The 21,637-nt window shown below is 68.3% G+C and carries 25 protein-coding genes; 20 read left to right on the top strand and 5 right to left on the bottom strand.

Going from position 1 to position 21,637, the window contains the following annotated elements; translation table 11 throughout:
• The first annotated feature begins 32 nt into the window (after nucleotides 1-32).
• From ACP7AS_RS03080 to ACP7AS_RS03010, 15 genes are all read left to right on the top strand, one after another.
• On the top strand, nucleotides 33-503 hold the full coding sequence (locus ACP7AS_RS03080) for a universal stress protein (RefSeq protein ID WP_426027370.1): 471 nt from the start codon (nucleotides 33-35) through the stop codon (nucleotides 501-503).
• A gap of 141 nt (nucleotides 504-644) precedes the next feature.
• A complete protein-coding gene (locus ACP7AS_RS03075) occupies nucleotides 645-1,202 on the top strand; it encodes a NifU family protein (protein ID WP_426027368.1) in 558 nt (185 codons plus the stop codon).
• A 78-nt stretch (nucleotides 1,203-1,280) separates the two neighbouring features.
• On the top strand, nucleotides 1,281-1,880 hold the full coding sequence (locus tag ACP7AS_RS03070; protein ID WP_426027366.1) for a helix-turn-helix domain-containing protein: 600 nt from the start codon (nucleotides 1,281-1,283) through the stop codon (nucleotides 1,878-1,880).
• 70 nt (nucleotides 1,881-1,950) lie between these two features.
• Complete coding sequence (locus ACP7AS_RS03065; RefSeq protein WP_426027364.1) at nucleotides 1,951-2,340, top strand: helix-turn-helix domain-containing protein; 390 nt, start codon at nucleotides 1,951-1,953, stop codon at nucleotides 2,338-2,340.
• 25 nt (nucleotides 2,341-2,365) lie between these two features.
• Entirely contained in the window at nucleotides 2,366-3,049 is a 684-nt protein-coding gene (tsaB, locus tag ACP7AS_RS03060) for a tRNA (adenosine(37)-N6)-threonylcarbamoyltransferase complex dimerization subunit type 1 TsaB (protein ID WP_426027363.1), read from the top strand.
• Between the two features lie 14 nt (nucleotides 3,050-3,063).
• On the top strand, nucleotides 3,064-3,489 hold the full coding sequence (locus ACP7AS_RS03055; RefSeq protein WP_426027361.1) for a GNAT family N-acetyltransferase: 426 nt from the start codon (nucleotides 3,064-3,066) through the stop codon (nucleotides 3,487-3,489).
• 27 nt (nucleotides 3,490-3,516) lie between these two features.
• Nucleotides 3,517-3,996: a Fur family transcriptional regulator gene (locus ACP7AS_RS03050; protein ID WP_426027360.1), complete on the top strand. Its 480-nt coding sequence runs from the start codon at nucleotides 3,517-3,519 to the stop codon at nucleotides 3,994-3,996.
• A gap of 64 nt (nucleotides 3,997-4,060) precedes the next feature.
• A complete protein-coding gene (miaB, locus tag ACP7AS_RS03045; RefSeq protein ID WP_426027358.1) occupies nucleotides 4,061-5,464 on the top strand; it encodes a tRNA (N6-isopentenyl adenosine(37)-C2)-methylthiotransferase MiaB in 1,404 nt (467 codons plus the stop codon).
• A complete protein-coding gene (locus ACP7AS_RS03040; RefSeq protein ID WP_426027356.1) occupies nucleotides 5,454-6,449 on the top strand; it encodes a PhoH family protein in 996 nt (331 codons plus the stop codon). The genes miaB and ACP7AS_RS03040 overlap by 11 nt, the downstream gene beginning before the upstream one ends.
• Nucleotides 6,446-6,919, top strand: a complete 474-nt coding sequence (ybeY, locus tag ACP7AS_RS03035; RefSeq protein WP_426027355.1) for an rRNA maturation RNase YbeY — start codon at nucleotides 6,446-6,448, stop codon at nucleotides 6,917-6,919. The genes ACP7AS_RS03040 and ybeY overlap by 4 nt, the downstream gene beginning before the upstream one ends.
• The gene (lnt, locus tag ACP7AS_RS03030; RefSeq protein WP_426027353.1) at nucleotides 6,894-8,513 is read left to right on the top strand and encodes an apolipoprotein N-acyltransferase; all 1,620 of its coding nucleotides are present in this window, start codon (nucleotides 6,894-6,896) and stop codon (nucleotides 8,511-8,513) included. Before ybeY ends, lnt begins: the two co-directional genes overlap by 26 nt.
• 159 nt (nucleotides 8,514-8,672) lie before the next feature.
• Nucleotides 8,673-9,089, top strand: a complete 417-nt coding sequence (locus ACP7AS_RS03025) for a helix-turn-helix domain-containing protein (protein WP_426027352.1) — start codon at nucleotides 8,673-8,675, stop codon at nucleotides 9,087-9,089.
• A 656-nt stretch (nucleotides 9,090-9,745) separates the two neighbouring features.
• Nucleotides 9,746-10,972: a bifunctional phosphopantothenoylcysteine decarboxylase/phosphopantothenate--cysteine ligase CoaBC gene (gene coaBC / locus ACP7AS_RS03020; RefSeq protein WP_426027501.1), complete on the top strand. Its 1,227-nt coding sequence runs from the start codon at nucleotides 9,746-9,748 to the stop codon at nucleotides 10,970-10,972.
• A gap of 12 nt (nucleotides 10,973-10,984) precedes the next feature.
• Nucleotides 10,985-11,434: a dUTP diphosphatase gene (gene dut, locus ACP7AS_RS03015; protein WP_426027351.1), complete on the top strand. Its 450-nt coding sequence runs from the start codon at nucleotides 10,985-10,987 to the stop codon at nucleotides 11,432-11,434.
• A 73-nt stretch (nucleotides 11,435-11,507) separates the two neighbouring features.
• Nucleotides 11,508-11,870, top strand: a complete 363-nt coding sequence (locus tag ACP7AS_RS03010) for a hypothetical protein (protein ID WP_426027350.1) — start codon at nucleotides 11,508-11,510, stop codon at nucleotides 11,868-11,870.
• Nucleotides 11,871-12,037: 167 nt separating this feature from the next.
• Here ACP7AS_RS03010 and dapB read toward each other — a convergent pair whose 3' ends face one another.
• The 3 genes from dapB to dnaK form a co-directional block, all read right to left on the bottom strand.
• Complete coding sequence (dapB, locus tag ACP7AS_RS03005) at nucleotides 12,038-12,787, bottom strand: 4-hydroxy-tetrahydrodipicolinate reductase (protein ID WP_426027349.1); 750 nt, start codon at nucleotides 12,785-12,787, stop codon at nucleotides 12,038-12,040.
• Nucleotides 12,788-12,858: 71 nt separating this feature from the next.
• Nucleotides 12,859-14,040, bottom strand: a complete 1,182-nt coding sequence (dnaJ, locus tag ACP7AS_RS03000; RefSeq protein WP_426027348.1) for a molecular chaperone DnaJ — start codon at nucleotides 14,038-14,040, stop codon at nucleotides 12,859-12,861.
• Between the two features lie 188 nt (nucleotides 14,041-14,228).
• Nucleotides 14,229-16,142 (bottom strand): molecular chaperone DnaK, encoded by a 1,914-nt coding sequence (dnaK, locus tag ACP7AS_RS02995; RefSeq protein WP_426027347.1) that lies wholly within the window; start codon nucleotides 16,140-16,142, stop codon nucleotides 14,229-14,231.
• A gap of 305 nt (nucleotides 16,143-16,447) precedes the next feature.
• Here dnaK and ACP7AS_RS02990 point away from each other — a divergent pair, with 305 nt between their 5' ends.
• From ACP7AS_RS02990 to ACP7AS_RS02980, 3 genes are all read left to right on the top strand, one after another.
• On the top strand, nucleotides 16,448-16,858 hold the full coding sequence (locus tag ACP7AS_RS02990; protein WP_426027345.1) for a hypothetical protein: 411 nt from the start codon (nucleotides 16,448-16,450) through the stop codon (nucleotides 16,856-16,858).
• Between the two features lie 86 nt (nucleotides 16,859-16,944).
• A complete protein-coding gene (locus ACP7AS_RS02985) occupies nucleotides 16,945-17,580 on the top strand; it encodes an alpha-ketoglutarate-dependent dioxygenase AlkB (RefSeq protein ID WP_426027344.1) in 636 nt (211 codons plus the stop codon).
• Between the two features lie 56 nt (nucleotides 17,581-17,636).
• Nucleotides 17,637-18,542 (top strand): dienelactone hydrolase family protein, encoded by a 906-nt coding sequence (locus ACP7AS_RS02980; RefSeq protein WP_426027342.1) that lies wholly within the window; start codon nucleotides 17,637-17,639, stop codon nucleotides 18,540-18,542.
• 71 nt (nucleotides 18,543-18,613) lie between these two features.
• Here the strand turns inward: ACP7AS_RS02980 and grpE are convergent, their stop codons facing one another.
• The gene (gene grpE, locus ACP7AS_RS02975) at nucleotides 18,614-19,195 is read right to left on the bottom strand and encodes a nucleotide exchange factor GrpE (RefSeq protein ID WP_426027500.1); all 582 of its coding nucleotides are present in this window, start codon (nucleotides 19,193-19,195) and stop codon (nucleotides 18,614-18,616) included.
• A 47-nt stretch (nucleotides 19,196-19,242) separates the two neighbouring features.
• Nucleotides 19,243-20,316, bottom strand: a complete 1,074-nt coding sequence (gene hrcA / locus ACP7AS_RS02970; RefSeq protein ID WP_426027499.1) for a heat-inducible transcriptional repressor HrcA — start codon at nucleotides 20,314-20,316, stop codon at nucleotides 19,243-19,245.
• 165 nt (nucleotides 20,317-20,481) lie between these two features.
• Between hrcA and rph the strand changes: the two genes are divergently transcribed.
• Nucleotides 20,482-21,198, top strand: a complete 717-nt coding sequence (rph, locus tag ACP7AS_RS02965; RefSeq protein WP_426027341.1) for a ribonuclease PH — start codon at nucleotides 20,482-20,484, stop codon at nucleotides 21,196-21,198.
• 67 nt (nucleotides 21,199-21,265) lie between these two features.
• The gene (locus tag ACP7AS_RS02960) at nucleotides 21,266-21,625 is read left to right on the top strand and encodes a hypothetical protein (RefSeq protein ID WP_426027340.1); all 360 of its coding nucleotides are present in this window, start codon (nucleotides 21,266-21,268) and stop codon (nucleotides 21,623-21,625) included.
• Nucleotides 21,626-21,637 lie beyond the last annotated feature (12 nt).

Genomic DNA, 21,637 nt, shown 5'->3' with positions numbered 1-21,637 from the left:
TTCCGCGACACCGATCAGCCGGGGACAGGCCTATGCCGCGCAAATTTCTGGTCGTGGTCGATGACAGCCCCGAGTTCGAGGCGGCGCTGCGCTATGCGGCGCGGCGCGCCCGCTCGACCGGCGGACGAGTGGCCCTGCTGCACGTGATCCCGGCCGCGGCGTCGGACGCCCACTGGTCCGGCGTGCGCGAGGAGATCGAGCGCCAGACGCGGCTCGAGGCCGAGACCGCCCTGAACCGATGGGCGGAAGAGGCGGCGGAACGGTCAGGGGCCATGCCTGTCCTGCTGATCGAGCGCGGCGAGGCCCAGGCGGCGATCCGCAAGGTCGTTGGCGAAGACCCGGAGATCAAGATCCTCGTGCTGGCCGCCGGCGGGGGCGGACGTGGTGCCGGCCCCCTGGTCTCGGCGGTGGTCAAACAGGGCGCGGCCTTCACCGGCCGCAAACTGCCGGTCACCATCGTTCCCGGCGAACTGACCGAGAAGGACATCGAGGACCTGGCGTGAAGAAGGTGGTCAGTGGCTAGTGACTGGTGAGTGTCTGGTCTGGCCGGGGCAACTCGCTGTCGAAGCCTGACGTGGCTGTCGCCAGCCACTAGCCGCTCCTCAGGTCTTGAACCCGCCGCTCCGGCGGCGCACTTAAGTGTCATGTTCATCCAGACCGAACCGACCCCCAATCCGAACGTGCTGAAATTCCTGCCGGGACTTGATCTCGTCGAATCACCGACCGACTTCGTCAACGCCGACGAGGCGGCGGCCTCGCCGCTGGCGGAAACGCTGTTCGGACTCGAGGGCGTGACCGGCGTCTTCTTCGGCTATGACTATGTTTCGGTGACCCGGGACGCCCACGGGCCCGAGTGGAGCGCGATGAAGGCCCCCATACTGGCGGCCATCATGGACCAGTTCGTCTCCGGCGCGCCCCTGCTGCGGACCATGGCCCCGGGGACGGAGGCCAGTGCGGTTGAGGACTCCGAGGTCGTGGCCGAGATCAAACAGCTGCTGGACAGCCGCGTGCGCCCGGCCGTGGCCCAGGACGGCGGGGATATCCTGTTTGACGCCTTCGACGAGGAGACGGGCGTCCTGACCCTGCGCATGCGCGGGGCCTGCGCCGGTTGCCCGTCCTCGGCCATGACCCTGAAGGCCGGGGTCGAGCAGATGATGAAACACTACGTCCCCGAAGTGACCCGCGTCGAACAGGTGCTGTGAATTCCAGCGGCACCGGTACCGAGGCCCTGAAACGAATCCGTCCTCGCGTCGCGGACCGGACGGCGCCATCATCCCTGTATGTCCCGGTTCGAGAGTGATGATGACGTGCGGCGGCTCGGCGAGGCGCTGGCGACCCTGCGTCGCGAAGCCGGCCTGAGTCAGGCAGAGGCCGGTCAGCGCGCCGGCATGACCAGTCAGGGCTGGGGCCTCTATGAGACCGGCAAGCGCCCCGGCCTGTTCCGCCCTGACGTCCAGCGTCGCCTGACCGGTGCGATCGGATCCACGGCCGAGGCCCTGGCCCTTGTGCACGCTGGGTCGCCCGCGATGGGGGAGTCGCCGTCGGCGGACGGGCCCGGTCTGGCCAGCCGTGGTCGGCCTTTCAGGGCTGAGGCTACGCCGCCGCCCGGGCGTTTGCAGGTGCAACTGTCCAACGACGATCTCGCGCCCTGGGCCGCCTCGGGCGTGGTGCTGGAATATGAGCCGGGCCGCTGGCCGCGGCGGGATCAGGGCTGCGTTATCGAGATGGCGGGGGGCGAGACGCGGGTCCGGCTCTACGACCGGGCCGATGCCGAGGGGCTGGTCGTGCGCGGTGGGCCCGGCGGTCTTTCGGTCGAGGAAAGGATCGCGCGCGTCGACACGCGATCTGTCTCCGCCGTGGTCGCGCGTCTGGAGCGTTGAATGAAACTCATGTGTTGCAACGATTTCGTTTCCATGAAACCATACAGAGTGGATCAGGAGACGGACGACCATGGCCAGGATCGGCGGACGGGACGACGTGGACGCCTATGTCGGAGCGCGGATCGGCCTGCGTCGGTCGGCGCTGGGCCTGTCGCAGAGCGCCCTGGCCCAGCAGCTGGGGATCAGCTTCCAGCAGGTCCAGAAATACGAGACCGGCCAGAACCGCATCTCGGCCTCACGGCTGCATCGGGCGGCGACGGTGCTGGGGACTTCGGTCGAGACCTTCTTTCCGCCGGTGGAGACGGCCCGCGGTGCGGCCGACGACGGCTGGGCCATGCTGCGCTTCATCACCGCGACCGTGGACGGCCGCACGGTCGCCGCGGGCTTTCCGCTGATCGAGGACCGCGAGCTGCGCAAGGCGGTGGCGCGGATCGTTCAGGCCCTGTCGCGGGACCCCTGAGCCGCGCGGCTCCGGGGCGGGCGGTATGAGGGTGCTGGTCGTCGATACGGCGCTGGGCCTGTGCACGGTCGGACTGTTCGAGGCCGGTGCTGGTGATGACGTGCGCTGCCTGGGCCTGCGGTCGGAGCCGATGAGCAAGGGCCATTCCGAGCGGGTGGCGGGCTTTGCGCGCGAGGCGATGCGCGAGGCCGGTGCGGGTTTCGATGCGATCGACCGGATCGGCGTGACCGTGGGCCCGGGATCGTTCACCGGCCTGCGCGTCGGTTTGGCCTTCGCCCAGGGACTGGGCGCGGCGCTGGACCGGCCGGTGGTGGGGATCTCGAGTCTCGCGGCCCTGGCGGCCTCGGCCGGGGCGGGACCGGTCGCGGCCGTGATCGACGCCCGCCGGGGGCAGGTCTACGCCCGGTTCATGGTCGACCGCGTCGCATCGGGTCCCGACGAAGCCCTGTCGCTGGAGGCGGCGGCGGCAAGGATCGGCGGGATGCCCGCCGGGAGTCGACTGATCGGGTCCGGCGCGGCCCTGTTCGCCGAAGCCTTCCCGGATCTGACCGCCGAGCCACGGGCCGGACCGGACCCCGGGGCGCTCGCCCGTCTGGTCGCGGCCGCCGATCCCGCGACCGCCGCGCCCCGGCCCCTGTATCTGCGCGCGCCCGATGCCGTGCCGTCCACCCGGCTGCCCGGTCAGGCCCGGCCCGCGCGGCCGTCATGAGCGGGACCGGCGTGATGGACACCGCAGCCGAACGCCTGGCGATGCTGCACGCCGAAGCCTTCGATGCGCCCTGGGACGCGGCGGCCTTCGAGACCCTGCTGGGTCAGGCCGGAGTGCATATGGCCGAGGCCGCCGGGGGCTTCATCCTTGTACGGACGGTCGCCGACGAGGCCGAGATCCTGACGCTGGCCGTGCGACCCGCCGACCGCCGTCGCGGCATCGCCACCGACCTGGTCGCCCGGGGCGCGTCGGTCGCGGCGATGCAAGGGGCGACCCGGCTGTTTCTCGAGGTCGCCGAAGACAATGCAGCGGCCCGGGGCCTCTATGAGCGCGCCGGATTCGTCGAGGCCGGGCGCCGGCCCCGCTACTATGCCCGAGCCGACGGTTCGCGGACCGACGCCCTGATCCTGGCCCTCACCCTGAGCGGACGGCTTCCCTAAGCGCGGCCGCCCGCCTATTCTCTGTCCATGGACCGGATCGAAAAACTCTGCGCCGACCGCGGCATGCGAATGACCGAACAGCGGCGCGTCATCGCGCGTGTCCTGTCGAACGCGGACGACCATCCCGACGTCGAGGAACTGTATCGGCGAGCCGCCGCCATCGACCCCCATATCTCGATCGCCACCGTCTACCGGACCGTCCGTCTGTTCGAGGAGGCCGGGGTCGTCGAGAAGCATGATTTCGGAGACGGGCGCAGCCGCTATGAAGAGGCGGGCGACGACCACCACGACCATCTGATCGACACCCGGTCCGGCGAGGTCATTGAATTCTTCGACGCTGAAATTGAACGGCTGAAGACCGAGATCGCCGAGCGGCTGGGTTTCGAACTGATCGGCCACAAGCTGGAGCTCTACGGCAAGCCGATCGTCGGGGCCGAGCCGGGCAAGCGCGACGGCCTGATCTTCAAACGCTTTGCCGCACGCATCGACCCCTCAGACGCAGGCTGACGGGCGTCGGGTCCGGTAGCCGGCGGCATGGCGTGACACGCACAGGCAGATTAGAAGCGGCGCCATGACCGAGACCCTCGTCCCGTCCGCGTCGGCGTCTGACGGGCCGGCCGCGCCAAAGCGGCTGTTCATCAAGACCTACGGCTGCCAGATGAATGTCTATGACTCCGAGCGCATGGCCGATGTGCTGCGGCCGCTGGGCTATGCGGCGACGGACACTGCCGAGAGCGCGGATTTCGTCATCCTGAACACCTGCCACATTCGTGAAAAGGCGGCCGAGAAGATCTATTCCGAGCTCGGCAAGCTGCGGGAGTTGCGCGACATTCGTCTGGCCGCCGGTCAGCCGGGCTTGACGATCGCCGTCGCCGGCTGCGTCGCCCAGGCCGAGGGTGAAGAGATCATGCGGCGTCAGCCGGCGGTGGACATCGTCGTCGGCCCGCAGGCCTATCACCAGTTGCCGGAACTGCTGACCCGCACGGCGCGGGCGCGGGGCGAGCGGATCGGGGCCGATTTCGCCCCCGTCGAAAAGTTCGACGCCCTGCCGAAGGCCCGCGGCGTGACCGGCCCGACGGCCTTCCTGACCGTGCAGGAGGGTTGCGACAAATTCTGCACCTTCTGCGTCGTGCCCTATACGCGCGGTGCCGAATGGTCGCGACCGGTCGCGGCGGTGCTGGCCGAGGCGCGCGAGCTGGCGGCGCGCGGGGTGCGTGAGGTCACCCTGCTGGGCCAGAACGTCAACGCCTATGACGGCGAGGGGTTGGATGGCGCGCCCTCGACCCTCGCGCGGCTGGCCTATGCGCTGGCCGACATCCCCGGACTGGACCGCATCCGCTATACGACCAGCCATCCGAACGACATGTCCGACGATCTGATCGCCGCCCATGGCGAGCTGGACGCCCTGATGCCGTGGCTGCACCTGCCGGTGCAGTCGGGGTCGGACCGCGTCCTGCGGCTCATGAACCGCAAGCACGGACGGACGAAATACCTCGCCTTGATCGATCGCATCCGCGCGGTCCGGCCCGACATGGCGCTGTCGGGCGATTTCATCGTCGGCTTCCCGGGCGAGACGGACGCCGATTTCGAGCAGACCTTGGATCTGGTGCGGCGCGTCGGTTACGCCTCGGCCTTTGCCTTTGCCTATTCACCCCGGCCCGGGACGCCTGCCGCCAGCATGGCCGGGCCGGTGCCGGCCGCGATCGCGCGCGAGCGGCTGCATGCGCTTCAGGCCCTGCTGGCCGAGCAGCAGCTGGCTTTCAACATGGACAAGACCGGGCGGACGGTCGACGTCCTGTTCGAGAAGCCGGGCCGTCACGGGCGGCAGGCCATCGGGCGCTCGCCCTGGCTACAGTCAGTGCATGCCGACGATGCGGATCATCTGATCGGCCGGATCGTTCCGGTCCTGATCAAACACGGCCAGCAGAATTCCCTGAAGGGCCGACTGATGGAAATGGCACTGGATGGCGCGTGAGAGTGAGTTTCTGGCCCTGGGCGACGACGCCCTGCGCGCCGTCATCGGTCCCGGCAGCCGGCACCTGGCCCTGATCGAGGACCGTTTCAAGGTTCTGGTCGAGACCCCGGGTGGCGGCGTGTCGATCAACGGCTCGGCCCGCGACCGGGCGCAGGCGAAGCGGGTCATCGAAACCCTGGCCAATCGCGCCGAGACGGGCGCCGAGATCACCGAGGCGGACGTGCGCACCGCCCTGGGCGCAGCGACGGCCCAGCCGCGGGCAGGGCAGGGGAGTGTCGCCCCCGACGCCATCGCCCTGCCGGTCGGACGGCGCGGGGCCATCGCCCCCAAGACGGCGGCCCAGGCCAACTATCTGTCGCTGCTGTCGCGCTGCGAACTGACCTTCGGGGTTGGTCCGGCGGGGACGGGCAAGACCTTCCTGGCGGCGGCCTACGGGGCCTCCCTGCTGCGCCGGGGACAGGTGGACCGGCTGGTCATCACCCGACCGGCGGTCGAGGCGGGCGAGAAGCTGGGCTTCCTGCCGGGCGATCTGAACGAGAAGGTCGACCCCTATCTGGCCCCCATCTGGGAGGCGCTGAACGACATCCTCGGTCCCGACGACGTGCGCCGCCGGCGTGACAAGGGCGAGATCGAGGCCGCACCGATCGCCTTCATGCGCGGCCGCACCCTGGCCCATGCCTTCATCATCGTCGACGAGGCCCAGAACACCTCGCGCCTGCAGATGAAGATGGTCCTGACCCGGCTGGGCGAGGGCGCGCGGATGGTGGTCACCGGCGATCCGTCGCAGGTCGATCTGCTGAACCCGCGCGATTCCGGCCTGAAACACGCCCTGCGCATCCTCGAGGATGTGAAGGGGGTCGGCGTGCAGCGTTTCGAGGCCCAGGACGTGGTGCGTCACGCCATGGTCGAGCGGATCGTGCGCGCCTATGACGCCGACATGGCCGGCCGGCGCTCACCCGCCGATCTTGAGGATCCGGACGCGTGATCGAGGTCGAGATCGAGGACGCGGCCTGGAGCGCTGCCCTTCCGGAGGCCACGGCCCTGGTGGAACGTGCGGCCACGGCTGCGCTCGGCAGGGTCGAGGGTGACCTGGTCGTCCTGCTGACAGACAACGCCACGGTTGGTGATCTTAATAGCCGGTTTCGCGACAAGGACGGGCCGACCAATGTGCTGTCATTCCCGGCGGCGGAAATGACGATACCGGGGCATTCCCCCCATCTGGGCGACCTGGTTCTGGCCTATGGAATCTGCGCCGAAGAGGCGGCGGCGCAGGGCAAGACCCTGTCGAACCATCTGAGCCATCTGACCGTGCACGGTGTCCTGCATCTTCTCGGGCGCGACCACATGGCTGAAGACGAGGCCGAGGCGATGGAGGCCGAGGAGCGATCCATTCTTGCCAGCCTGGGCGTCCCCGACCCATACAGGCCCGATGACGGATCCTGCAGTGACGCTTGACCATGACGGCCCCCGGGCGCGGCTGATCCTGCGGTTCGGCCGCATCGGTCTGGCGCTGGCGGCGGGCGCGGCGGCGGCGCTGGCGCATCCGCCGTTCGGCATCCTGCCGGGCCTGCTAGGCTATGCCCTGCTGATGTTCCTGTCCGAGCGCTCGACGCGCGTGCGCGGGGCCTTCTGGATGGGCTGGCTGGCGGGGTTTGCCTATTTCTTTATCAGCTGCTGGTGGGTCGCCGAGGCCTTCATGGTCAATCCGGAGCAGGCGTGGATGGCCCCGTTCGCGGCCAGTCTGCTGCCCATTGGTCTGGGACTGTTCTGGGGCACGGCGACGGCCCTGTATCGGTGGATCATGCCAGTAGGCGTCAAGCGGGTGCTGGTCTTCGCCGCCCTGTTCTGCCTGCTGGAATGGCTGCGGGGCCATGTTCTGACCGGCTTCCCGTGGAACCCCGCCGGGGCCAGCTGGAGGGCAGGGTCGGCGGGATCGCAGTTCGCGGCCGTGGCCGGCGTCTATGGCCTTGGTTTCCTCACGGTGGCGGCTTCGGCGGCGTTCGGACCCTTGCTGGGGGCCGGCCCGCGCAAGAGCCGCATCGGCGCGGCGGTTCTGGGGGCGCTGGCGCTTGTCGCCCTGGTGATCGGCGGGAGCGTCCGCCTGTCACAGGCGCGGCTCGAATACACCGACACCGTGGTGCGTATCGTCCAGGCCGATGTGCCCCAGGAATCGAAATGGACCCCGGAGGCCTATCGCGGGATCGTCGACCGCTACGTCAATCTGACCGCCCGGCCCGGCGCGCTGGTTCCGGACCTGATCATCTGGCCCGAAGGGGCGCTGCCGGCCTCGGCCAATCAGGTGTTTGCGCCCGGCTCGCCGGACGCGGCGGCTATCGCCCGCGCCGTCCAGCCGGGGCAGAGCCTGATCATGGGGCTGGGGCGCGGGGTTCCCGATCCCGCCGCTCCCGAGGGCGGGCGCTATTACAACAGTCTGTTCGTGCTGACGGACGAGGGTGCCGACGGTCTTCGCATCACCGCCACCTATGACAAATACCGGCTCGTGCCGTTCGGCGAATATCTGCCGGCCGGCGGGCTGATGGGGGCGCTGGGCGTGCGCAGCCTGACCCATATGCCGAGCGATTTCAGCGCCGGCCCCCTGCCGGCCCCGATTGATATTCCGGGAGCGCCGCGCGCCCAGCCGCTGATCTGCTACGAGAGCCTCTATCCGGGCTTCACGCCCGGCGCCTCGGGCCGGCCTGGCTGGATCGTCAACATCTCGAACGATGCCTGGTTCGGGCGCACGTCGGGCCCGTTGCAGCATCTGAACCTGGCCAGCTATCGCGCCATCGAGACCGGCCTGCCGATCGTACGCGCCACGCCCACGGGTGTATCGGCCATGATCGACCCCTGGGGACAGGTCGTCGGGGACCAGCGGCTGGAGCCGGGCGAGAGCGGCGTCATCGACGCGCGCCTGCCGGAGCCGACCGGGGTGACGCCGTACGGACGGTTCGGCGACCTTCTGTTCTGGCTGGCGGTGCTGACCGGCCTTGCGGTGGCGGCTCCGTGGCGGCGACTCACCCGGCGTCGGATGACGGTCCAGGGCTCCTGAGCGCTCGCTTTTCAGGCGAGTTTCCCGCGTCGCGCGAGGCATGGAACCCGTTACGCAACCCGTGTTGTGCGTGGCACCGATGTTTTTGCATTTTTTAATGACAGCGGCCAAAGCCGGGCGCATTCAGGCTCAACGGTACCAACCGAAGGACGAGTGACTATGGCGAGAGGCAAGGGCGAAGACGGCCCTCATCCTGTGGATCGACATGTGGGTCGACGTGTTTGCGAAAAGCGTCTGGCGCTTGGCTACAACCAGAGTGACCTCGGGCGTGCCCTGGGACTGACCTTCCAGCAGATCCAGAAATACGAGAAGGGTGCCAACCGCGTGTCCGCCTCAAAGCTCTGGGACATTGCGCGGTTCTTCAAGGTCGATATCGGCTATTTCTTCGAGGGCCTGTCGGGTGCCCAGCTGGCCGGTGTGACCGAGGGCGGAGCGGCCTACGAGCATGATTTTCCGGCCACGCGCTACACCATCGAGATCAGCCGCCTGGCACCCCAGCTGTCCAGCCGACAACAAAAGCTGGCGCTCGAGCTGATGCGTGACATGGCCGACCGCAAGGAGACGGACGAGGTCTGACCCGTCCGCCGGCCCCTCACTGATCCGAGGTTGCCCGTCTCTGGCCGAAGGTCGGTGCACGGTCCTTTGCTCCGACCAGTAGGCCGCGCCATCACGCGGTTTGAACATCGTCTTGGGCACGCCGTCGCGTGACACCACGGCGAAGGTGTTGGTCGAGGCCTGATACAGCAGCACATCGCCGTTGGGCCGCTCGACGCGGTCAGTGCCGGCCGGGGGGCGAGCGGTGAAGGCCTGGACCCTGGCCAGATAATCCTGCGGCGTGCGCGCTCCGAAATCGGACCCGTTGCGCTCAAACAGGCGCGTTATCTTGGCGTCGACCGTCTCGCGGCGATTGCCGGTCAGCACGGGTTGCGCCTGTTCAGCCTCGATGGGAGCAGCCGCCGCCGCCGCCGGTGCGCCGCCTGCGGCCGTCAGGAGCGTGCCCGAGCCGTCCTTTTCACGGTCGCGCGTCTCGACCGCGGTATCCCCGTTGCCGCAGGCCGATCCACCCAAAAGAATGATCGCCGCGCCCGCAATCCAGAACCTGGAGACCATTGAATCCTCCCATGGTTGAAAAGTCCCGCGACCACCATAACCATAGGTCTCTTGTTCTGGCAATGTTCCGATTCGTACCCCGATCTCTCGACGGCGCGAGGCGGGATGGCTAGATGACCCGCATGACCCATGCCGCCCTGTCCGGACGCAAGATCCTGCTGATCGTCGGCGGCGGCATCGCCGCCTACAAGGCGCTGGAGCTGGTACGCCTGCTGAAGAAGGCCGGCTCCGAGGTCCGGACAGTGCTTACGGGCGCGGGGGCCGAGTTCGTCACGCCTCTGTCGCTGGCCGCCCTGACCGGCCATCCGGTGCGCCAGACCCTGTTCATGCCCGAGGACGAGACGGCCATGGGCCACATCGCGCTGTCGCGCTGGGCCGATCTGGTGGTGGTCGCTCCGGCGACGGCGGGGTTGATCGCCAAGGCCGCCAACGGACTGGCTGACGATCTGGCCTCGACCACCCTGCTGGCCACGGACAAGCGGGTTCTGCTGGCCCCGGCCATGAATGTGCGGATGTGGCTGCATCCGGCGGTGCAGGCCAATATGGAGCGGCTCAAGGGGTTTGACGGCTTCCACGGTGTGGCCGTGGTCGGCCCCGATGAGGGTGAAATGGCCTGCGGCGAGTTCGGCCCCGGCCGGATGGCCGAGCCGGCGGCGATCCTGGGCGTGATCGAGGGCCTGCTCGAAGGGCCGGACGGCCGTCCGCTGGCGGGTCGGAAAGCGGTAGTGACCGCGGGGCCGACGTTTGAGCCGATCGACCCGGTGCGCGGCCTGACCAACCGCTCCAGCGGCAAACAGGGCTATGCGATCGCCGAAGCGCTGGCCCGGCTGGGTGCCCAGGTGACCCTGGTGTCCGGTCCGGTCGCCCTGCCGGCCCCGGTGGGGGTCGAACGGGTGTGGATCGAAACGGCCCGCGAGATGAAGGCCGCGGTCGAAGCCCGGCTGCCGGCCGATATCGCGGTGATGAGCGCCGCCGTGGCCGACTGGCGCGTCGACGGCGTGGCTTCGGGCAAGATCAAGAAGGCCCCCGGCGGTCCGCCCTCGCTGGCCCTGATCGAGAACCCCGACATCCTCGCCAGCGTTTCAGCCCCCGGCAAGCGGCGCCCCAAACTGGTCATCGGCTTCGCGGCTGAAACCACCGAGCTCGAGGCCAATGCCCGGAGCAAGCTGTCGCGCAAGGGCTGCGACTGGATTGTCGGCAATGACGTGTCCGACGACGTGTTCGGCGCCGACGGCAATGCGGTGACCCTGTTCACCCGCGACGGTTCGGCGGAGCGCTGGCCGCGCCAGCCAAAGGCCGAGGTGGCGCGCAAGCTGGCCGCCAGAATCGCCGACCATTTCAAAGCCTGAGAGCCCGTCCGCATGACCACCGTCCGCGTCGAACGCCTTGCCCATGCCGAAGGCCTGCCCCTGCCGGCCTATGAGACCGGGGGTTCGGCCGGGATGGACCTGAGGGCGGCCCTGGCCGAAGAGTCGCCGATGACACTGGCCCCGGGGGCCCGCGCCCTGGTGCCCACGGGCCTCAGGATCGCGCTCGAGCCGGGTTACGAAGCCCAGGTGAGGCCCCGCTCGGGCCTGGCGCTGAAACACGGCCTGACCTGTCTCAATTCGCCGGGCACCATCGACAGCGACTATCGCGGTGAGGTCGGCGTCATCCTGATCAACCACGGGCAGGAACCGTTCGTCATCCGCCGCGGCGAGCGCATTGCCCAGCTGGTCATTGCCAGACACGAACAGGCGACCCTGGTCGAGGTCGAGGCGCTGGACGAAACGGCCCGCGGCACAGGGGGTTTCGGCTCGACCGGACGATAAGCGGAGCCATTCACCGCGACCGGCGTTAACCCTGCGTTCGGCCAGGCTTGGCCGTATCAAGGAGGTCGGCGTTATGGAGTCCCTGTTCGATTCGATCGGTGCGTTTCTGACCGGCCTGTTTGGCCTCGCCCAGGGCGGGTTCGACACCATCAATCAGGTCACGGGTCTGGTCATCGCGGTGATCGCCACCTTCATGATGCCCGCCTGGAGCCGGCTTTGGTCCACCTCGCTGGGGGCCGCCCTCGTCTTCATCCTCGTGGGCCTGTTGCGTCCGCTGCTGGACGGCGGTGTCTTCGTGATGCCGCCGCTGCTCACCCTGGCCTTCTGGATGACCGTGCTGGCGCTGTTCCTCGGTTTCGCGGTGGTGATCGCGGTGATGTTCTTCATCAAGTCGCTGTTCACCGGCGGCAGCCGTCGCCATCGCCACGCGCACTAGAAATCGTTCCTTCTCCCATTGGGAGAAGGTGGCCCGGAGGGCCGGATGTAGGTCGGCTGGTTGAGGCGGCGAAGCCGCCCCGAGACGGTCGACCCACACCCTTTCGCGCAAGAACGACGGCTTCGCCGCCGTGCGCTCAAGCCCTCTCCCAAGGGGAGAGGGTTCTTCTAGGCCTGCCGAAAACCAAGAACGTCCTGCATGTCGTAGAGCCCCGGCTTGCGGCTGCGGACCCAGGCGGCGGCGGCCACAGCCCCCCGCGCGAACAGAGACCGGTCGATCGCCGAGTGGCTGAGGGTCAGGGTCTCGTCTTCCGAAGCGAACAGGACCGTATGCTCGCCGATGATGCCGCCGGCGCGCAGCGAGGCGAAGCCGATCTTGCCCGGCTCGCGCTCGCCGGTGATGCCGTCATACGGAGCCGTCCGCACATCGGCCAGATCCTCGCCGCGGCCGTTGGCGGCAGCCTCGCCCAGCATCAGGGCAGTGCCCGAAGGTGCGTCGGCCTTCCGGCGGTGATGGGCTTCCAACACCTCGATGTCCCAGTCGCGCGGGTCCAGCCGCTGGGCCGCGTGTTCGACCAGGCCGATCAGGATGTTGACGCCCAGGGAGAAATTGCCGCTGCGGACGATGGCGATCTTGTCCGCCGCCGCGTGGATGTCTGTCTCCTGCTCTGGCGTGAGGCCGGTCGAGCCGATCACCAGGGCCGGGCCGCCCCGCGCGGCGCAGGTCCGGGCCAGTTCGACGGAGGCGTCCGGCGTGGAGAAGTCGATGATCACGTCGCACAGCGACAGGTCGGGTGTCTCGCCACGGTCGAACCGGGCGGCGACCACCACGTCCTCGCGCGCGTCCAGAACGGTCGAGACCGCCCGGCCCATACGGCCGCGGGCCCCGGAGATGCCGGCATGGAAGATGGCGCTCAACTCGGACCCCTGTCAGTTCGCGGTCAGTCTGACGGCATTCGCAGACGCCGTCATCTTCCGGATGCCGGACCCTACTGCGGGCCGTCCGCGCCCAGGATGTCGGCCCAGAAGCGTTTGGCCTTGCCGGCGAAGGACGAGTTGCGCGGCGTCTGGCTTTCGCCCAGCGAGGCGGCCAGTTCCTGCAGCAGTTCCTTCTGGTGCGGTGTCAGCTCGGTCGGGGTCTCGACGAACAGTTCGACCACCAGATCGCCGCGGTTCTTGCCGTTCAGATGGGGCATGCCCTTGCCCTTGATGCGCACGGTCTTGCCGGTCTGGGAGCCGGCGGGGACGGTGACCGGGGCCTTGCAGCGGCCGTCGCAGGCCTCGGACGTCAGGCACGGGGCGTCGACCTCACCGCCGAGGGCGGCCGTGGTCATGGCCACCGGGACGGTGACCAGCAGGTCGAGGTTGTCGCGTTCGAACAGTTCGTGGGGAGTCACAGACAGGAAGACGTAAAGGTCGCCGCGCGGGCCGCCGCGCGTGCCTGCGTCGCCTTCGCCCGACAGGCGGATGCGCGAGCCGTCGTCGACCCCGGCGGGGACTTTCAGCTGAAGCTTGCGGTTCTTGCGCACCTGTCCGTGGCCCGCACAGGTGGTGCAGGGCTCGGCGATCATCTGGCCCTGGCCGCCGCAGCGGGGGCAGGTCCGCTCGACCTGGAAGAAGCCGTTGGCCGACCGGACCCGGCCCGCGCCCTGACAGGTGCTGCAGGTGGTTGGCTTGGTGCCCGGCTTGGCGCCCGAGCCTTCGCAGGTCTCGCAGGTGGCGGTGGTCGGGATGGCGATCTCGACGTCGGCGCCCTTGTAGGCCTGCTCCAGCGTGATTTCGAGGTCGTAGCGCAGGTCTGAACCGCGGCGCGGGCCGTGCTGGCGGGCCCCGCCGCCGCCCCGTCCGCCGAAGACGTCGCCGAAGGCGTCGCCGAAGACCTGGGAGAAGATGTCGTTGACGTCGGTAAAGCCCTGGCCCTGGCCGCCAAATCCGCCGCCGCCGCCATTGACCCCGGCGTGACCGAACCGGTCGTAGGCCGCGCGCTTCTGGTCGTCCGAGAGCACGGAATAGGCTTCGGAAATTTCCTTGAACCGGGCCATGGACTCGTCACACCCGCCGTTGCGGTCAGGGTGGTGCTGCATGGCCAGTTTGCGATAGGCCACCTTCAGTCCGGCGGCGTCGATGGTCCGTTCGACCTCGAGAACTTCGTAATAGTCACGCGTCGCCATCAGGCGTTCGTCCTCTTACCCGTGCCGAAGGTCCACGCCTCTTGCCGGGCGGCGACCTAAACGGCTGACCGGGCTGACATGGGCACCCGGCGAAATGATGCAAGTTTCATGAAACGGCTCCGCCGGCCTCAGAGCAAGCAGACCGTGACGGAGCCTCCCGCTCACTGAGGGGGAGGCTCCGTTGGCTGTCAGGCGCTCTTCTTGTCGTCGTCGGCGTCCGGCGAGACTTCCTCGAACTCGGCGTCGACCACGCCGTCGTCGGCGGGGGCTTCAGCCGCATCGCCGTCGCCCGAGCCTTGTTGCGAGGCGTACATGGCCTCACCCAGCTTCATCGAGGCCTGGACCAGGGTGTTGGTCTTCGTCCGGATGTCTTCCGGATCCGTGCTGTCCTTGGCGGTCTTCAATTCGGCCAGGGCGGTCTCGATCGCGGCCTTCTCCTCGGCCCCGACCTTGTCGCCGTGTTCGGCCATGGCCTTTTCGGTCGAGTGGATCAGGCTGTCAGCGGCGTTGACCGCCTCGACCATTTCCTTTCTGGCCTTGTCGGAGGCCGCATTGGCCTCGGCTTCCTTGACCATCTTGTCGATGTCGGCGTCCGACAGGCCGCCATTGGCCTGGATGCGGATCGACTGTTCCTTGTTGGTCGCCTTGTCCTTGGCCGTCACGTGGACAATGCCGTTGGCGTCGATGTCGAAGGCGACCTCGATCTGCGGCATGCCGCGCGGCGAGGGCGGGATACCCATCAGGTCGAACTGGCCCAGCACCTTGTTGTCGGCCGCCATCGGGCGCTCGCCCTGGAAGACCCGGATGGTCACGGCCGACTGGTTGTCGTCGGCGGTCGAGAAGACCTGGCTCTTCTTGGTCGGGATGGTGGTGTTGCGTTCGATCAGAGGGGTGAAGACGCCGCCCAGGGTCTCGATGCCCAGCGTCAGCGGGGTCACGTCCAGCAGCAGCACGTCCTTGACGTCGCCTTGCAGCACGCCGGCCTGAACCGCCGCGCCGAGCGCGACGACTTCATCGGGGTTGACGCCCTTGTGTGGCTCCTTGCCGAAGAATTTCTTCACGGCTTCCTGGACCATCGGCATGCGGGTCATGCCTCCGACCAGCACGACCTCGTCGATGTCCGAGGCCTTCATGCCCGCGTCCTTCAACGCCTTGGCGCAGGGCTCGATGGTGCGCTGGACCAGGTCGTCGACCAGGGCTTCCAGCTTGGCGCGGGAGAGCTTGATGTTCAGGTGCAGCGGGCCCGAGGCGTTCATGGTGATGAAGGGCAGATTGACCTCGTACTGGGTCGTGGAGCTGAGCTCCTTCTTGGCCTTTTCGGCCTCTTCCTTGAGGCGCTGCAGGGCCAGCTTGTCCGAGCGAAGATCGACGCCCTGCTCCTTCTTGAACTCGTCGGCCAGATAGTCGACCAGGCGCAGGTCGAAGTCCTCGCCACCCAGGAAGGTGTCGCCATTGGTCGACTTCACCTCGAAGACGCCGTCGCCGATCTCAAGGATCGAGACGTCGAACGTGCCGCCGCCGAGGTCATAGACGGCGATCTTCTGGCCGTCGTTCTTGTCCAGGCCATAGGCCAGGGCCGCCGCGGTCGGCTCGTTGATGATGCGCAGGACTTCGAGACCGGCGATCTTGCCGGCGTCCTTGGTCGCCTGACGTTGGGCGTCGTTGAAATAGGCCGGCACGGTGATGACGGCCTGGGTCACGGTCTCGCCGAGGTAGGCCTCAGCGGCCTCCTTCATCTTGCCGAGGGTGAAGGCCGAGATCTGCTGGGGCGAATAGTCCTTGCCGTTGGCGCGCACCCAGGCGTCGCCGGTCGGGCCCTTGACGATGTCATAGGGGACCATCTTCTTGTCCTTGGCGACCACCGGGTCGTCGAACGAGCGGCCGATCAGGCGCTTGATGGCGAAGAAGGTGTTGGTGGGGTTGGTCACGGCCTGGCGGCGCGCCGGCTGACCCACCAGGGTCTCGCCGCCGTCCTGGATGGCGATGACGGAGGGCGTGGTGCGGTTGCCCTCGGCGTTTTCGATGACCTTGGGATTCTTGCCGTCCATGACGGCCACGCACGAATTGGTGGTGCCCAGGTCGATACCGATGATCTTGGCCATGTGTAGGTCTTTCACTCCATTTCAGCGGGCGGTGCGGCGGCCTTTTAAAGCGAAGCGCAGCGCGTGACCGCCCCCAGTGTCAGGGTCTTTGGTCGGTTGGTACGGTTCCGGCCCCAAAGCCCCACGATGTGCGGGGTTTTACGGCGGTTGTGGCCGATATGGGAAACGCCCCCGGGCCTGCAAGTCCCAAACGCCTTGAGGAAAAGATTCGCTGCTGAATCTGCAGGGGTGATTTCGTCGAACATTGGTGTACTAATTGCAGCGTTAACCGGCCTCAGGGGGGCTGGTATCCGGGGAGAAACCGAATGAACGTTCGCAAGACCATCGCCCGTGCCGCCCTCGTTATGGCGGCCCTGGCATCGACCGCGGCCGCCGCCGCCACCACGACGACACCCGAACGGTCCATCGCTGTCGCGCCTGCCACCGTCAGCGCGCCGGTGCAGTCCCGCGACGGCCAGAACCGCCGCGTGCGTGTCCACAACAGCACCGGCTGGACCATGCTGCGCTTCTATGCGTCAAACGTCCGCACTAGCGACTGGGAAGAGGATATCCTCGGCGATGATGTGCTGGCCAATAACGACAGCATCGTCATGAACATCGACGACGGGACCGGTGCCTGTTTGTTCGACTTCAAGGCCGAGTTCACCAACGGTCAGAGCCTGATCCGTAACAATATCAACGTGTGCGAGATCGCGGATTATTACTACACGCGCTGATTGCCAACCGGTCAACGCTCTTCAAAATCCGCGCGCCCGCGTCTTGCATGGCTTGAGCCCGCGGGGGCGGCACCCAAATAAGCCGGATGTCCGCGCGCGCCGAGATCGATACGGGAATGGAGGGCTTCCGGTTCTGGCCGGGAGCCCTTTCCATGTCCGAACAGGCCGATCTGCTGGCCGAGGTACTGGCGGCCGAGGCGGCGGCACCCTTCTATCAGCCGATGACGCCGGGGGGGCGGCCGTTCTCGGTGCGGATGACCGGTCTGGGGCCGCTGGGCTGGGTGTCCGACCGGTCGGGATACCGGTACCAGTCGACCCATCCGGTGACCGGGTCGAACTGGCCGCCGATTCCGGGCCTTCTGCTCGCGCTGTGGCGAGACCTGACGGGCGCGGACCAGCCGCCGGACGCTTGTCTGGTCAATCTGTACCGTGAGGGCGCGAAGATGGGCCTGCATCAGGACCGCGACGAGGCGGATCTGACGGCACCGGTGCTGTCGGTCTCGCTCGGCGATGCGGCGGTGTTCCGGATCGGGGCGGCGGGGGGCGGGCCGACCCGGTCGCTGAAACTGTCCTCGGGCGACGTCTGCGCCCTGACCGGGCCGGCGCGGCTGGCGCGGCACGGCATCGACCGGGTGATCGCCGGTTCCTCAAGCCTCGTCCCGGGCGGCGGGCGCATCAATCTGACGCTGCGGGTGGCCGCGCCAGCTTCACAGCAATCGTGAATGGACGCCTCCCGGACACCGGGCCAGTATTTGTCTTTTGCCAGCCGGAGCCTGCCGTGACCCAACTGATCCGCCCCGAAGGTCCCGAGGCCGACGACTTCCGTTTCAGCCGCCGCGCCCTCGCGACCGGCATGGTGGGCGGCCTGGCCTTCGTCGGTTACGCCCCGGCGGCGCTCGCGCGGCAGGCGGCCCCCGTCACCACCGACGACAGCGGCCTGACCATCCAGCAGACGACCTATCCCGCGCCGGACGGCTTCGCTCTGCCGGCCTATGTCGCCCGTCCGAACGGGGAAGGGCCCTTCCCCGTGGTGGTGGTGGTGTCCGAGATTTTCGGCGTCCATGAATATATCCGCGACGTCTGCCGCCGGCTGGCCAAGGCGGGCTATGCCGCGATCGCGCCGGCCTTCTTCATGCGGGTCGAGGATCCGGCACCGCTCGCGGACATGGCGCGGATCCAGCAGATTGTGGCCGCGGCGAATTATGAGCAGGTGATGGGCGACGTCGCCGCGACCCTCGACTGGGCCAGTTCACAACTGTGGGCCAATGCCGACAAGGTCGGCATCACCGGCTGGTGCTGGGGCGGCAAGGTGGTGTGGCAGGCGGCGGCCCGCTTCGCCGCCATCGATGCCGGGGTGGCCTGGTATGGGCGTCTCGCCCCCGCGGCTACCGCCACGCCGGAGCAGGCGGCCGGCGGCCAGCCCTGGCCGGTGGATCTGGCCGACGACCTCAAGGCACCCGTGCTGGGCCTCTATGGCGAGGCCGATCGCGGCATTCCGCTGGACAGCGTCGAGGCCATGCGCGCGGCCTTGCAGCGGGCCGGCCAGACGCAGAGCCGCATCGACGTCTATCCGGCCGCGCCGCATGGCTTCCATGCCGACTACCGCGACAGCTACCGCGCCGCCGATGCCGCGGACGGCTGGTCAAAGCTTCTGGCGCTGTTCGAGGCCCGGCTGAAGGCGTGAAAGAGCCCGTGAGCAAGGGGTGAGCCAAGCGGCGCTCATCCCTCGCCCACCTTTCACACTGCTGTCAGGCCTCAGGCCTTGCCGTCGAAATTCCCGCCGGTCGCGCCCGTGGCGGCATAGGCCGCGTTGCCGGCCGCGGCGCCGGAGCCCTTGGCGGCGACCACGACCATGGCCGGGCGCACCGTACGACCAAACAGGGCGTAGCCGGGCTGGAGCGTCTGGATCACCTGTCCGCCCTGAACGCTGTCGGACGGCTGTTCCATCATGGCCTGATGCAGGTGGGGGTCGAAGGCCTCGCCCGGCTCGGGCGCGACACGCTTGAGGTGGTTGGTCTCGAAGGCCTGGAGCAGCGACTTCTGGGTCAGCTCCAGCCCGGTGACGAGTCCGGCCTCGCCCGCATCGGCGTCTTTCGGCGCGGCCTGCAGCGCGCGTTCCAGATTGTCGGCCACGCCCAGCAGGTCGCGGGCGAATTTCTGGATGGCATAGGCGCGGGCGTCGTTGTTCGAGAGCTCGGCCCGCTTTTTCGTGTTTTCGGCCTCGGCGACGGCCCGCAGCGCGCGGTCCTTCCACTGGTCGCGCTCGGCGATCAGGGCGTCGATAGGCCCAAGGCCGTCGTCAAGACCGGCTTCGGCATTGGCCTCGGCCTCCGCGATGTCGGCGGCCAGTTCCTCGGAATCCGGGAAGTCGTCGTGTGTCTGGTTCAAGTCTCTTGTCCGTCCAGTATTCGCCCCAGCACCCGGGCGGTATAGTCCACCAACGGAATGATGCGGGCATAGTTCAGTCTCGCGGGTCCGATCACGCCGATGGCACCCAGGACCCGCTGCCGTCCGGTCATATAGGGCGCCGCGATCACGGCGGAACCCGAAAGCGAAAACAACCGTGTCTCCGCGCCGATAAAGATGCGCACGCCCTGCGCTGTCGAGACGCCGTCCAGCAGGCCGATCAGCTGTTCCTTCTGCTCCAGGTCGTCGAACAGGGTGCGGACCTTTTCCAGATCCTCGGCCGTCTCGCGATCATGCAGCAGATTGGCGCGGCCGCGTACGATCAGCGACCGCTCGCGTTCGGCCCCGCCCGACCAGGCGGCCATGCCGTCCTCGACCAGTCGGGCTGCGGCGGCGTTCAGCTCGCGTCGGGCGGCGTCCAGCTCGGTGCGCATCTCGGTGCGCGCCTCGTGCAGCGGGCGGCCCTTGAGGCGGGCATTGAGGAAGTTGGAAGCCTCGGTCAGGGTCGAGGGGGTGACGCCCGCCTTCAGCGGCATCAGCCGGTTTTCGACCGAGCCGTCATCGCCGACCAGCACCGCCAGCGCCTGGTCATGGCCGAGGGCCACGAACTCGACGTGTTTGACGCCCGCGTCGCGGATCGGGCTGGCGACGATGCTGGCACCCCCGGCGAGGCCCGACAGCAGGGACGACGCCTCATTCAGCGCCTCATCGAAGCTGCGGCCCCCATTCTTGCCGGAACTGGCGGCCAGCCGGGCGTCGATCTCGCGCCGCTCCTCCGCCCCGATGTCGCCGATCTCCAGCAGGCCGTCGACGAACAGACGCAGACCTGCGTGGGTGGGGATCCGGCCCGCCGAGGTGTGGGGCGCGCCCAGCAGGCCCGCCAGGGTCAGATCCTGCATGGTGTTGCGGATCGAGGCGGGCGACAGCGACACGCCGGTCATCGACAGGGTGCGCGAGCCGACGGGGTCGCCCGTCTCGAGATAGGATTCGACGATACGGCGGAAGATGTCGCGGGCGCGCTGGTCCAGGCCGGTGAGGCTGCCGGTCTCCATCGCCGTCGAGGTCAGCAGCGTGGGCTTCATCGCCGGGCCTCATCATTCCGGCAGCGCACAGGTCCTGCGTCCGACGGGCGGTTATGGAGGCTGGCCGAAGATGCGGGGGACAGGGTCACGGTTTCAGGATAAGCACCGCCGCTGCCGCTTCCAAGGAATACCGTCATGCGCCCCTCCGAACGTACGCCCGAACAGCTTCGCACCGTCACGCTCGAGACCGGGGTGAACCGCTACGCCGAGGGCTCGTGCCTCGTGACCTTCGGTCATACCAAGGTGCTGGTGACGGCCTCGGTCGAGGAAAATGTCCCCGGCTGGATGCGCGGCAAGGGTGCGGGCTGGGTCACGGCGGAATACGGCATGCTGCCGCGCGCCACCCACACGCGCGGCCGCCGCGAGGCCGCCAGTGGCAAACAGACGGGTCGGACGCAGGAAATCCAGCGTCTGATCGGCCGCTCGATGCGCGCGGTCGTGGACATGAAGCTGCTGGGCGAGCGGCAGGTGGTGCTGGACTGCGACGTCATCCAGGCCGACGGCGGCACCCGGACCGCGGCCATCACCGGCGCCTGGGTCGCCATGGCTTCGGCCTTTGACTATCTGCGCGCCGAGGGCGTGCTCAAGACCGACCCCATTCTCGACCAGGTCGCGGCCGTCTCGTGCGGCGTGTGCAATGACCTGCCGGTGCTGGACCTCGACTATGAGGAGGATTCCACCGCCGAGGCCGATTCCAACTTCGTCCTGACCGGCGCGGGCGCGATCGTCGAGATCCAGGCCACCGGCGAGAAACGTGGCTTCTCGCGGGGTGAGTTCGACCGGCTGTTCCAGCTGGCCGAAGGTGGCTGCGCCGAGCTGTTCGTCCTGCAGCGGGCCGCCCTGGGGCGGTAGCCCGCCCGGGGTATCATCAGCCATCGAAACGAGGCATCGTCCGTCTCCATCCCGGGGAGACGAGCCGATGCGCCTGCCGATCCTGCTGACCCTCCTGCTGCTGGCCGCCTGCCAGCAGCCGTCCGAACCCAAGGCCGCGGACAGCGCGGCCCCGGCGGTCGCCAGCGTCCCTGATCCGGTCATGCCGGCGGATGCTCCCCCGCAGGAAGAGGCTATCGCCCCGACAGAGGCGGGCTCGACCGCCTGCAACCTCGACCAGGGTGCCGACGCCGCCCAGGCGCTCGTGAACCGCTGCATCGCCGTCAGCCCGGCCACCCATCCGCCGTGCAACGTCGCCAATCCCTGCCAGATGATCCAGGATGAGATCGACCGGTCGTGTGAAATGTATGCGCCGGGCGAAACCAGGCCGGCGGAATGCGCGGCCTGAGGCCGGTCGACC

Source organism: Brevundimonas sp. TWP2-3-4b2, assembly GCF_049897345.1.
GTDB lineage: Bacteria > Pseudomonadota > Alphaproteobacteria > Caulobacterales > Caulobacteraceae > Brevundimonas.
The sequence above is the reverse complement of the archived record's forward strand: the minus strand, read 5'-3'. Positions and strand labels throughout refer to the sequence as shown.